This is a genomic window from Bradyrhizobium frederickii (assembly GCF_004570865.1).
In the GTDB taxonomy this organism is placed as follows: Bacteria; Pseudomonadota; Alphaproteobacteria; order Rhizobiales; family Xanthobacteraceae; genus Bradyrhizobium; species Bradyrhizobium frederickii.
On record NZ_SPQS01000010.1, the window covers coordinates 213,337 to 225,704 of the forward strand.

The following is a 12,368-nucleotide window of genomic DNA, read 5'->3' on the forward strand; positions in this document are numbered from 1 at the left end:
GGCCCGCCAAGTCTGACCATGTCGTTCGATAGCTGATTTAGCGCCGACTGCATCAGCCGAGCTTGCCGCCTTGAGCTGTTTCGAATTGCCCCTTTGCGCCGTTCTGCGATCTTTTTGACCGAGTTTCGAGCGTCCGCGTCCCCCACTTTGAGGCGGAGTCCCGACCGCGAATCAAGCGGCGGGCGTCCCTCATTTCCACTATAATCAAGCCATGACGATCGGGATTACCGGACCCGAACGGAAGGTACCAAGGCAAAGTGCCGTGGTCGGGCTCATTGTTGCGGCCGTCCTCATCGGGATTTGCCTGTTCCTGCTCTGGCTCGCGAGCGACCTCCTGGTCGACTGGCTGTGGTTTTCCTCGATCGGTTATCTGCAGGTTTTTTGGACGACGATCGGCGCCAAAGCTGTCGTCTTTCTTGCGGTCTGGACCGGAACCACCGTCGTACTTTGGTTGAACGGATGGTTTGCCCTGCGCTTTGCCCGACGGCGGTCGACACAGCTTGTCACCGCTTCGGTGTGGGACTTCGCGGGCAGCGCGCCGCCAGATCTGCGTGCGCTTGTACGCGATCGACTGCCGTGGCCCCGGTTGATCGCAGGCGGGGCAGCTTTGCTCGCTCTGCTTGTCGCCGCCGCAAAAGTCGGCAATTGGGGCGTCCTCTTGCGGTTTGTCTATCAGGTGCCCTATGGCGCAGACGATCCGCTCTACAACAAGGACATCGGCTTCTATCTCTTCTCGCTGCCCGCCTACATCCTCATCAAGAACTGGATGATGCTCGCGCTCGTTCTAAGCGCGCTTTTCGCCGCGGCGATCTACTGGGTGCACGGCGATATCGAATACGGCAGTCATCGCCGATCAATGTCTTCGACGGTGATTGCCCACGGCTCGGCGCTGCTCGGTCTTCTCTTTGCGGTAAAGGCCTGGTCCTACGGTCTTGATCGCTATCTACTGCTCTACGGCGATAACGGCGTGGTCGTCGGCGCAAGCTACACCGATGTCCACGTGGGGCTGCCGGCCTTGTGGTTGATGATCGGACTTTCGGTCATCGCGGCGTTCGCCGCGTGGGCAAACCTGCGGGTGCGCACCTACCGGCTTCCTGCCGTCGCGTTCCTGCTTGTCGTGATCGGGTCTTTCGCGCTGTCAGGTGTAATACCCTTGCTGTTCGAGCAGTTCTTCGTCAAGCCAAGCGAATTGGAGCTGGAAAGGCCCTATATCCAACGCAACATCGCGCTTACCCGGCAGGCATACAATCTCGATCAGATCGCAGCCAAGCCGTTTGCCGCCGAACAGAAGCTTAGCTTCAAGACGCTCGACGCCAACAAGGCGACGATCGACAATATCAGGTTGTGGGACTGGCTGCCCTTGTCGGACACCTACGCGCAGTTGCAGGAGATCCGCACTTATTACAAATTCCACGATCTTGACGTCGATCGCTACTGGCTCGATGGCTCCTACCAAAGCGTAATGCTCTCGGCTCGCGAACTGCGGCCCTCCTTGCTGCCGCCGAATGCCCAGACGTGGGTCAATCGACACGTGCTGTTTACGCACGGCACCGGCGCGGTGATGAGTCCGGTCACGCGCAAGAGCTCCGAAGGGCTGCCCTTCTTCTATTTGCGCGACATACCTCCTGTGGCGGACGGAGGCCCCCAGATCCATGAACCGCGCATCTACTATGGCGAGGAGCCCGACAGCTACGTCATCGTCAAGGGGAGCGCACCTGAGTTCGATTATCCGAAGGGGAAAGACAATGCCTACGCGGCTTATGAGGGTACCGGTGGCGTTCCGATAGGAGCGATGGTGTGGAGAGGCCTATTTGCTTACTACTTCAACGATCCTAACCTGCTGCTCTCAAGCTACATCACCACCGACAGCCGGATCATGATCCGCCGCAATATCCAGGAAAGGGTACGAACGATCGCTCCGTTCCTGAGGCTCGATCACGATCCTTATCTGGTCATCAGCAATGGGCGGATGTTCTGGATGCAGGACGCCTACACGGTAAGTTCCTACTTCCCCTCCGCGCAGCCGGCGCAAGACCAAGATATCAACTACATCCGCAATTCAGTGAAGGTCATCATCGATGCCTATAACGGGACCGTCGACTTTTATCTGATGGACACTGGCGATCCGGTTGCCGCGACCTACCGGCGTATCTTTCCGAATTTGTTAAAGCCATTCTCGGCCATGCCGACGGATCTGCGGAGGCACATTCGCTATCCGGAGGACCTGTTCCTGATTCAGGCGCAGCTCTATCAGAGCTATCACATGGAGGCGGCCGACGTTTTCTATAACCGGGAAGATCTCTGGCAGTTCCCGCGCCAGCCGGGCGGCGGCGGCGTTGCGACGATGGCCCCATATTACATCATCATGCGGCTGCCCGGCGAGCCGCAGGCCGAGTTCTTCCTCATGCTTCCCATGGTGCCTAGCCGCCGCGACAATATGATCGCGTGGCTCGCCGCGCGTTGCGACGCGCCCGACTATGGCAAGCTGATCGTCTACGAGTTTCCCAAGGAGAAGCTCGTCTATGGACCGTTCCAGATCGAAGCGCGGATCAATCAGAGCACCGAGATATCCCAACAAATCACGCTGTGGAACCAGATGGGTTCGCGGGTGATACGCGGTGCGAACTTGCTTGTGATCCCGATCGAGAACTCGATCCTTTATGTAACGCCGCTCTATCTGCGAGCGGAGCAAGGGCACCTGCCGGAGCTGAAACGCGTGATCGCAGCCTACGGTGAACATGTGGTGATGAAGGAGACGCTCGGCGAGGCCTTGTCAGCACTGTTCATCGAGCCTAGCGCGGTGGGGCCGGTCTCGAGCCCGAAGGAGGAAATGCCTGTCACTCGCCCGTCGGCAAGTCAGGCCCGGGAGACGCTCGACCGCTACAATCAGGCCGTTGAACGATTGAAGTCCGGCGACTGGAAAGGCTTTGGCACGCAGTTCGACGCAATGCGCGAGCTCCTGGAGGAAATGAACCGACACTCCGCCGACCGCTAGGGCCTCCAACGACTTAAGTTTAGCCCGGTCTCCAACCCGGAAATTGCGTACGCGGCACGGCGCGTGAGCTCCGCTCCAAATCAGATCGCGACTTCAACAACATAAGAGTTCGCAGTTTTATTCTGAGTGGTGCGCCACAACGCCCTTCTCTCCTCCGCCACTTTTTTTCTAAGCCTTTGTTTTTAAAACTAAATGCAATTTTCATGTTGGGAAAACGTCTAACAAAACGTCCAACAGTGCCGTCTTACAAAAGCGATCCAATAATCAGGAAAATCAAATTTCTAACGTATTCTGGTCCGCCAAGTAGTGGCCGCGCTAAATTAGAGTGCAAGACGTCGTGCAACTGCGAGCAAGACGTATACGATGCTCAAGTCGGCGGTTAGTAAACGACCTGGGCTCGTTGGGGAGCGATCTGAGTTGCAATGGATTGCACGAGCTCTTCGATTGCGCGGACCGCGATGGGATACTGTGCAACCATCCGCGCTTGAGCGGCCTGGTGCTGCTCTTTGGTGGCCCTTGAGCGACCGAGCGTAATCCTGCCAAATCTGGCAAATTCCATCGGCCCAGCGGCGAAATAGTCGTCAGGCGCTATTTTTCTGGCTTTTCGTTTCTTCGGCTTGGCCACGCTAGTTGCTCCTCGCTGCCAGGATAGTAGCGAAGGTTGTGAAAGGAGCGAACCAAAGAAACGCCTGCTCGATAATCGGGGCGTGATGCACTTAAGACTGCCCCCAAGCTAAGCCGAAATGGCTTCCGATTTCGTCCAACAGAGACGTCCAACATCGCGTCACACAATTCAGAAATTTCTTAGCAAAGCGAAAAGTCTTGGTCGGCAATAGTTGAAGTTGTGAAGGAAACCCGGCATTATCTCTAGCGGCGGAGATCAACCCAAAGGCTCCTAGGGCGCCACTGTCTTGAAGCCAGCCTTTCCCCTGTATCTCGATTTGATTGTTCCACGCCTGAGGTGAACCTGTGGCAGTGGCGATCAATATCCGGGCCGACAACGATTCAGCAGGCGAGATCGAGCGGCTGTGGGATCAGGTTGCGATGTTCGAGGCCGAGCCCTCGATGCGCGCCCTCGGCTATCGGCCCCATTTCACATTTGCCATCTACGACTCGCCGGCAGTTGACGAGAAGGCCGCGTGGGATGCGATGCTGGCAGCTGTTGCCGGTGAGACGCAACTGCGGATCGAGTTCAAACGAATTCGCTGGTTCGAAGGTTCTCCGCTCGTTCTCTGGGCGGAGCCGGAGGCCAATGAAACCCTGGCTCGCATCCATGCCGCCATCAGCGCGGCAATTGATCCAGCGCATTGTCGTCCTCATTACCGGCCCGGCGCCTGGACCCCCCATTGCACGCTCGGCACTGCCGTTGCCGATGAGCGGCGCGATGAGGCGATTGCCTTTGCACGCGCGTTTGATCGCAACATCGAAGTGCTGTTCGACGTGGCGGATTGCGTCGTCTTTCCTCCGGTGCGGATCATCGCCGAACGGAGATTGCCGCAATAGTTGGTGGTCGCTTCGGCGTCATTGATTGCAATGCATCAACTGGCGCCCCAACGCCCCCTCACGCCGTCGTGCCGTCGATCGACCGCCGGATCACCTGCTGCACTTGCCCATTCGACAGGAACAGATCGTGGTTGACGATGCCCCAGCCTTCCGCTGACGCATCGATCACGCGCACGCCGAGCCGCGCGATGGCGGCTTTCTCGGCGGCGCCGACCCGCGTCATGCCGCCTGCGAGCTGTCCCGACAGCGCCAGCGCACGGTCGTTGGTCGCGGCGATCACGGTGATCTTGCCGGCGAGCGGGCCGATGCGCTGGACCGCCGACGAGAACACGTCCATGTCGATGTCGGGGGCGGCAAACACCACCGCGCCGATCTTGCTCGTGACCGTCTCGCCGTATCGCGCATGGAGCTGACGCAGGCTTTCGAGCGTCAGCATGGTTCCCATGCTGTGCGCAACGATGTGCACCCGGCCAGCGCCCGGCGCCGATACCAGCGTCGAGAGCACGCGCTCGAAATCGTCGCGCGACCACATCGCGCTGTCGCGGTCATAGGCGTAGTCGAACAGCCCGGCCTTGGAAGGCCAGGCGAACACCATGGTGCGGCCGCGGAACTTGATCGCATCGGAGAGATAGGCGCCATCCAGCACCGCCGTCTCGAACGTCTGCTTGAAGCCGTGCACATAGATCAGCACGTCGCCGCCGCCGGCCTGCGCGGCGAGGTCGCCGGCGTCGGCCGGCACCGGTTCGATCCGATCAAGACGCCAGCTGCCAAGCCCAACCGAGGCGAGCGACAGGCGGCTCTCGTCGGGCGCCACCAGCTTGGCCCGCGCAACCGTCATGCTCGTTGCGCGCTCCGGCCCGAACCAGGGTTTGGCGCGAGCCCCATTCACGGGCTTGCGCGTGGTGGCGACAAGCAATGTGGAGTCGACGGAGAGCGACGAGGCATCGAAGCGCGCGCCGGTCGCGCCCAGGCCGGCGCATCCGCCGAGCGCGAGGGCGCTGCCCGCCGACAGAAGTCCGCCGAGCAAAGTTCGGCGCGACATGGAATGGTCGCGTTGCGGAAGATCTTGGACGATCACACGGAACCTTTGGGAACTTTGCCCACCTTAACGCCGCCCCGCCTAGTCCCTGAATGACAATGGGGGCGAGAAGACGGCGAAGGAGCCTTGCGTACCTCGTGACGTTCGAACGCGTGTCAGGTCAGTCGGCGATTTCGATGGAATGGAGCTCGCACCAATTGCGCAACGCCCGCTCTGTCGCCTCATTCTCGAAGGCATGCCAGCGCTCGATCGATCCTCGCCGGGCTAGCAGGGACTTGAATTTCGGGTAAGCGCCGCGCTTCCTGAAGAAATGGCAGACGTCGTCGAAATCATCAGGCAGGAACTCGCGGACAAAGGCCAGCGCCAGGGGCTTGCCGAGGCCGAGATCTCGTTTGTCCGGGAGCGGGAGATATTTCTCCCGGTCGTCGATGTCATCGGGCAGTTCGTCGTTGAACTCTTCCCCGTCCATGAAGTCGCTGATAGAAGATATTTCCGGTCTGTTTGCAGACGAAGGCGCGAAACTCTCCCATGTCGCCGTTGGTGTTGGCGAACTCGAACGCTGTGATGATGTCTTGGAACTTCGCGGGCATCGGACTTGGCTCCAAATCGCCGCAACTGCGGCCCCCTCAAGCCGCCTCGTAAGACGCGATTTTCCTGATCTGAGGTGCGAGCACGTCTTCCGCCGTTTCGAGGTCGAAACGGGTCTGGATGTTCATCCAGAACGCCGCGCCGGTCTTGAAGAATTTTCCCAGCCGCAGCGCGGTGTCGGCCGTGACGGGCTTTTCTTCGCGCGCAATGCGCTCGATCCGGGTGCGCGGCACGTTCAGCGCGGCCGCGACCGCGTAGGGGGTCAGCTTGAGCGGAACGAGAAATTCTTCGCGCAGGATTTCGCCTGGATGAATCGGCGGAAGTTTCCTTGCCATCTGCGAACTCCTACTGGGTCGCCACATCAGAACGAAGCATTTTCGAGGCTCTCCGCCAGTATCTCAAACATCTCCCATTTTCCTAACTCGAATGTGCCCGTGTCGGGAAGGACGTTCTCGGCGCCGAACGTTACTCGGAAAGTACCGAATGAGATATCTGACAAATTTTTCTCCTCGAACGGCTTAATTCGAAACAGCTTATCGTCTCTGGTTTCGCAAATCTTCGAGATTATCTCGCTGCGATCTCCTGTCATCATCAATTCGATACCTGATGTGCGTCGTGCGAGATGAAATTCGTCGTCGACGTGAACTAACTGATCGTTTTTGGCGTAGAGGCCTACTGTGTTGCCCCGAAGCTGGCGCACATCGAGGAGCCCGACACCAACTGCCTGCCAACCAGAGCTCGGAGAAACTTTTAGATATGGTGCTCGGACAGGAAGCTGTCCGGCGTTCGCGACCGAAAGCAGGAAGCTGCCTCCGAATTTGTTTCCTGACCTCATGCTAATCTGGGTTGAAGTTCTCACTTTTAGGCTGCCGTGACGTGTGGCGAACATGAGGTCGCGAATTTCGCCATGTTCCATTACCCGGGTTCTGTCTGCTCCTCGCCTAAAGTACTGGTGATGGACGTTGCTGTAGTGAGGGCGGTCCGGTGATGCGGGAACGTCGATTACGACAAAGCCCTCATCGTCCTTCTGGGCTTCAATAACGGATAGTAATTTGATTCCCGAATGTCGAGGCGAGAACATCTCTGGGATCTGTGCGCGTATTAGGTTGGCTGTACGCTGCAGTTGCTTGACAGATCGCTTTCCAATGGCCACATCGACACCTTCGAGACGCTTTGTCTCGATACCGATGATCAGAACTCCGCCTTCTGCATTAGCGAGGCCGGCGATAGCTTCAGCGATCATTTTCCGATCGTCACGCGTTAGCCTGCCGCCATCTTGTGCGAGTGTCTTAAATTCTAGATGGAGGGTCTCCTCCTCTCGATCGGCGATTATCTGCTCAAAATAGCTGGCACCAAGTGCGCGTATTTGGTCAACACGACTTTCCATTGGAAGTTTCTCGCCAAGATAGAAGACGCCTATCATAGGCCGGCAGGTTACGCTGACAATGCACTTGCCCTTGCTTGGCTGTCGGTTTCCTAATTGCGGTGCACTATAATCCGGACTGGGACGGCGTGAAGTGTCTAGCGAAGCGACGCCGCAATGTCGGCGATTGATCTAAAGAGAACGAGCGCATCATCCTTCGAGGCAATGAAGCCGCGCCGCGCCCAGAAGGCAGCAGCCTCGGCATCGACCGCATTGACGATCAGCGCGCGGCCTCCAATCAGGCCTGCGGCCGTGACGCAGCGCTGGAGCGCATGCTTGACCAAGCCGGTGCCGATCCCTTTGCCGATCCAGTTCTCGTCGGTTGCGAGCTGTCCCAGCAGGAGGCAGGGTACGGGGTCAGGCGGCTGACCGGTTCGTATCGACCGCGGCAGGGACGAAGGAACGATGGCCGTCGGTGCAAGGCCATAATAACCGACCACCCGGTTCATCTCGTGCACCACCATGACGGCGGTAAAACCCTTTTCCTGGTTGGACAGCGCCCGTGTTTTCAGCCAGCGGTCGAGCGATGGCTTGCCGCAGGAGAACTCGTCGAGTTGGTGCGCTGGCGCCAACGGCTCGGGGGCGGAGATCGCCAACCTCAGCGCCGCTTGCCCGAGCGGATCTTTCGCTTGGACGCGCCTTCTTCACGCGAACCGGTGTCCACGTTGCTTGAAGATGCATTGCTCTCCCATGGCGCAGCGCGCTCGAAGAGCTCGACCATTTCCGGCACCGGGGCGGCCGGTCCTGATAGTGTCGCCATGAACGCCTTGAAGCCGGCCGGACTCATGCGAATGGGAGCCGTCTCCATTAGCACGTCCTCGGCGGCGCGCACGGCTGCGTCCCGCACGAAGTCCGTACGCGAACGCCCGCGCAGCGCCGCGGCCCGGTCGATGATGGCAATGTCGGTTTCCGGCATCCGCATCGAAAGCGGATGCTCCTTGCGTTCTGCTCGCGACATGATGAACACCTCCGCAGACGCCAATATAGACTTTGTAGCGCATTTTGCAATACGATCAATGCAAACAGGTTCATCGCCCGTTTCAGCGAAACACCCCAGCCGCTGTCAACCCCTCTCCGCAAAAATATTCCACTTTACCGAAATTCGGATTTAGCGTATGTGTCGGCCATCCCAGCTCACCAAAGGGGCGGTCGTACGTCGTTTCGAACGCGGGCTGGGATTGCGGTGGACGCGGGCGGCGTTAAAGGCGGAGCTTGCGCGTGCAGGGCGAGATCACCTCGTGAGCATGCGTGACCCGCGAAGACGAACGGCGCCCCTGCGTGCGGCGAAACCGTGTGGTCCTGGCCGTCGTTGCTACGGTCAAGCCTTTCGCGAGATGCCAGCGAGCCCAACCGGGCAGACTGCATCATCCAATTCGCGGGGCGAGGGAGGCCAGAAGGAAAGTTCGGCTCCCGGGAGAGCGCGGCATAGGCCGTCAAACCATCGCGCAGGGAAGGCCGGGTTTTGGCTGCCCTGTGTCTCCCCTGTGCATTGCGTGTGCATCCATTCAGCACGGGGGTCTTTACGAGTGCCAGCCGGCGCCCGGCCTTCCCTGCGCCCTTTCCTTCGAGAGGGTGAGAAGAGAAGCACAGCTCGGGCAAATCATGCCGCGAGGACGTGGGCGCTTGTGCGCGACTTGCCTGCCAGACGATCTTCCCTATGAGCATGCTGCGTCGGCTCCGGTGGAGGTGGTCGTCGCTTCCGGAATCTGCCTTGATGCGATCTCGAGGTGGAGGAGTGACGATATGAGCGGTATGGTGATCTCTGGCGGCCGGGTGGTGGATCCCGCAAGCGGCATGGACGCCGTCGCCGACGTGGCGGTAATGGACGGCAGGATTGCTGCGGTCGGCTCCTCGCTCGGCGGCGCCGAGCGGGTGATCGACGCCACCGGGCTCGTGGTCGCCCCGGGCTTCATCGATCTGCACGCGCATGGCCAGTCGATCCCCGCCGACCGCATGCAGGCGTTCGACGGCGTCACGACTACGCTCGATCTCGAGGCCGGCGTGCTGCCGGTCGGGTCCTGGTATGAGCGCCAGGCCAGGAAGGGGCGCGTGTTGAACTATGGTGCCGCCACCAACTGGGCCTTTGCGCGCATCGGCGCGATGACCGGCTCCAATGCCGAGAGCTCGCTGGAGGCGTTCGGCAACGCCATGCGCGATCGCCGCTGGATGGACAATGTCGCGACCGACGCGGAAGTCTCGGGCATTCTCGAACGCCTCGGGCGCGGCCTCAACGAAGGCGGCATCGGTATCGGCATCCTCAATGCTTACGCGCCGGGCGCCGGCGTGCAGGAGCTGACCGCGGTCTGCCAGCTCGCGGCTGCCAGGAACGTGCCGACCTTCACCCATGTCGCCTTCATGTCGCGGATCGACCCTGAGAGTGCGGTGGAAGCCTATATCCGCCTGATCGGCTATGCCGGCGCCACCGGCGCGCACATGCACATCTGCCATTTCAACTCGTCGAGCAAGACCGACGTCGAGCGCTGCCGCACGCTGATAGAAAAGGCGCAAGGGCAGGGCCTGCCGATCACCGTCGAGGCCTATCCCTACGGCACCGGCTCGACCGTGCTGGCCGCCGCCTTCTTCAGCGACCCCGAATTCGTCGAGCGCAACGGCACCGGCTACGATTCCGTGCAGCGCGTGACCGACGGCTATCGCTTCCACGACCGCGAGGAGCTGTTGAAGGCGCAGGCGGAGGAGCCCTCCTCGCTGGTGCTCTGGCACATTCTCGACACCGAGCACAATGCGCATCACCGCGACCTGCTCGACATGTCGGTGCTGTATCCCGGCGGCGCAATCGCCTCCGACGCGATGCCGTGGACGACGTCGGACGGCAAGACCTACACCGGCGATGCCTGGCCGCTGCCGGACGATGCCACCTCGCATCCGCGCTCGGCCGGCTGCTTCACCAAATTCATCCGCGAATGGGTGCGCGAGCGCAAGACGGTGTCGCTGCTGGAAGGCGTGCGCAAATGCGCGCTGATCCCGGCCGAGATCTTGTCGCAGAGCACGCCGGCGATGCGCGCCAAGGGCCGGCTGCAACAAGGTGTGGACGCCGACATCGTCGTGTTCGACTACGAAAAACTCTCGGACCGCGCCACCTTCACGGCGATGAACCGTCCGTCCGAGGGCGTGCGGCACCTGATCGTCAGCGGCGAGGTGCTGATCAGCGACGGCATTCTCGATGTCGCGGCGCGGCCGGGAAAACCGGTGCGCCGCCCCGTCGTCGAGGGCTGACCCATGCCGGTCCCCATTCTGCTGGTCACGGGCTTTCTGGGGGCGGGCAAAACGACTGTCGTGAACCACCTGCTGGCGCATGCGGAGGGACGGCGCATCGCCGCCGTCGTCAACGATTTCGGCGCCATCAACATCGATGCCGAGCTGATCGCGGGCGCCAGCGACGGCGTGGTCAGCCTCGCCAATGGCTGCATCTGCTGCTCGCTGGAAGGCGATCTCTTGCGCACGCTTTCGATGCTGCTGCGGCGCGATCCGAAGCCCGATTATATCGTGATCGAGACCAGCGGCGTCGCCGATCCCGCCGACATCGTCCGCAATCTGATGGATCCCGTGATCCTGCGCGAGGCGCTGCTGGAGACGGTGCTGTGCGTGATGGACGCCGGCACACCGCCGGCCGCCCTTGACGATGCCCTCCAGCGTTCGCAATTGCGCGTCGCCGACATCGTGGCGCTCAGCAAGCTCGATCTGGCGGACGAGGGCGCGGGAATGCGGATGCGCGCCGCCATTCGCGCTCAGCGCGTTCCGGCCGTGGTCGTCGATGCGCCACACGGCGCAATTCCGTCCGCGCTGCTGTTTCCCGCGCATGTCGATCGCGCGCCGGCGCCGCGCACGCCCGGGCCGAAACGGCCGGCGGAGGACCGTTTCGAGACGCTGAGCTGGACCTCCGATCGTCCGCTCTCGCTGCCGCGCCTGCAACAGGCGATCGCCAGGCTGGCGCCGAAGCTGGCGCGCGCGAAAGGCCTGTTCGAGACGGTTGAGCAGCCCGGCCGCCAGATGGTGTTTCAATTCGCCGGCGGCCGCGCCACGCTGGCCCCTGGCGATGCACCCGCCCCGGGCGTGCCGCGCGCGCGGATCGTCTTCATCGCAGAGCTCGGGGTGCTCACGCGCGCCGAGCTCGACAGCATCATGGCGGCGTGCGTTGCGGATGAGAAAGGTTCTGAAGGCGGAATAGGATTTGGATGACTCGATGCAGGCCGAGAACTCGAACACCTCTCCCGTAGGGAGAGGTCGGATCGCATCGAAAGATCCGATCCGGGTGAGGGGTTACAGTCTCACTGAGTGCTGCGGCCCCTCACCCCGATTGCTCCGGACGATGCTTCGCATCGCAGCTCGGCGGAGGTGAGCCTTGCGGCCGAAAATTCTCAAGAGGGGGATGGAGGGCTCGGCAAATTCATGCGAATTGCGCGATGCCGTTTCCGACCGACCAGTTTTCCTTGGGAGCATCGAGCACGTTCACGAACACGTCCTCCGGCCGGATGCCGGGGCTTTCGCCGAGACGGTCCGCGATGCGGCGATACAGCGCCTTCTTCTGCTCGGTGGTGCGCGAGGCGAACACGGTGATCTGGATCAGCACCGCATCGTCGCTGCGCGCGACGCCGTAACCGGTGCCGCAGCGGAAGTTCGCGGGCTCATGCTCGGTGATGGCCATGAACGCGTCGTCCTCGGGCACGTCGAGCGCTTCGCGCATGGCGTAATAGAGGCCGTCGAGAATCGCCTGGCGGTAGGCTTCGGGCTTGCCGGCGCGAATCGCGATGTGAAGGAGAGGCATATCATTGGTCCCTTTGCATGCGGGCTCTATCCGGCAT

12 protein-coding genes are annotated in these 12,368 nt (G+C 61.1%); 4 read left to right on the forward strand and 8 right to left on the reverse strand.

Annotated features, from left to right (window positions below; all coding sequences use genetic code 11):
• The first annotated feature begins 211 nt into the window (after positions 1-211).
• On the forward strand, positions 212-2,995 hold the full coding sequence (locus E4K64_RS19465; protein WP_135164956.1) for a UPF0182 family membrane protein: 2,784 nt from the start codon (positions 212-214) through the stop codon (positions 2,993-2,995).
• Positions 2,996-3,374: 379 nt separating this feature from the next.
• On the opposite strand, the gene E4K64_RS19470 is transcribed toward E4K64_RS19465, so the two are convergent.
• Positions 3,375-3,620 carry a hypothetical protein gene (locus E4K64_RS19470; RefSeq protein ID WP_135164957.1) on the reverse strand — a complete coding sequence of 82 codons (246 nt, stop codon included), beginning with the start codon at positions 3,618-3,620 and terminating at the stop codon, positions 3,375-3,377.
• A gap of 344 nt (positions 3,621-3,964) precedes the next feature.
• Here E4K64_RS19470 and E4K64_RS19475 point away from each other — a divergent pair, with 344 nt between their 5' ends.
• On the forward strand, positions 3,965-4,498 hold the full coding sequence (locus E4K64_RS19475) for a 2'-5' RNA ligase family protein (protein WP_135164958.1): 534 nt from the start codon (positions 3,965-3,967) through the stop codon (positions 4,496-4,498).
• Between the two features lie 58 nt (positions 4,499-4,556).
• Here E4K64_RS19475 and E4K64_RS19480 read toward each other — a convergent pair whose 3' ends face one another.
• The 6 genes from E4K64_RS19480 to E4K64_RS19505 all read right to left on the reverse strand — a co-directional run bounded on the left by E4K64_RS19480 (position 4,557) and on the right by E4K64_RS19505 (position 8,506).
• On the reverse strand, positions 4,557-5,540 hold the full coding sequence (locus tag E4K64_RS19480) for an alpha/beta hydrolase (protein ID WP_209311974.1): 984 nt from the start codon (positions 5,538-5,540) through the stop codon (positions 4,557-4,559).
• Between the two features lie 157 nt (positions 5,541-5,697).
• Entirely contained in the window at positions 5,698-6,006 is a 309-nt protein-coding gene (locus tag E4K64_RS19485; RefSeq protein ID WP_235884712.1) for a hypothetical protein, read from the reverse strand.
• A 157-nt stretch (positions 6,007-6,163) separates the two neighbouring features.
• Positions 6,164-6,460 (reverse strand): HigA family addiction module antitoxin, encoded by a 297-nt coding sequence (locus E4K64_RS19490; RefSeq protein WP_135164960.1) that lies wholly within the window; start codon positions 6,458-6,460, stop codon positions 6,164-6,166.
• A 26-nt stretch (positions 6,461-6,486) separates the two neighbouring features.
• On the reverse strand, positions 6,487-7,512 hold the full coding sequence (locus tag E4K64_RS19495; protein ID WP_167772122.1) for an AlbA family DNA-binding domain-containing protein: 1,026 nt from the start codon (positions 7,510-7,512) through the stop codon (positions 6,487-6,489).
• 134 nt (positions 7,513-7,646) lie between these two features.
• A complete protein-coding gene (locus E4K64_RS19500; protein WP_135164962.1) occupies positions 7,647-8,144 on the reverse strand; it encodes a GNAT family N-acetyltransferase in 498 nt (165 codons plus the stop codon).
• A gap of 2 nt (positions 8,145-8,146) precedes the next feature.
• A complete protein-coding gene (locus E4K64_RS19505) occupies positions 8,147-8,506 on the reverse strand; it encodes a type II toxin-antitoxin system TacA family antitoxin (protein WP_430642512.1) in 360 nt (119 codons plus the stop codon).
• A gap of 644 nt (positions 8,507-9,150) precedes the next feature.
• Here E4K64_RS19505 and E4K64_RS19510 point away from each other — a divergent pair.
• The gene (locus E4K64_RS19510) at positions 9,151-10,782 is read left to right on the forward strand and encodes an amidohydrolase family protein (protein WP_135164963.1); all 1,632 of its coding nucleotides are present in this window, start codon (positions 9,151-9,153) and stop codon (positions 10,780-10,782) included.
• A 3-nt stretch (positions 10,783-10,785) separates the two neighbouring features.
• Positions 10,786-11,745 (forward strand): CobW family GTP-binding protein, encoded by a 960-nt coding sequence (locus tag E4K64_RS19515; RefSeq protein WP_135164964.1) that lies wholly within the window; start codon positions 10,786-10,788, stop codon positions 11,743-11,745.
• Between the two features lie 208 nt (positions 11,746-11,953).
• Here the strand turns inward: E4K64_RS19515 and E4K64_RS19520 are convergent, their stop codons facing one another.
• The gene (locus E4K64_RS19520; protein WP_135164965.1) at positions 11,954-12,331 is read right to left on the reverse strand and encodes a tautomerase family protein; all 378 of its coding nucleotides are present in this window, start codon (positions 12,329-12,331) and stop codon (positions 11,954-11,956) included.
• Positions 12,332-12,368 lie beyond the last annotated feature (37 nt).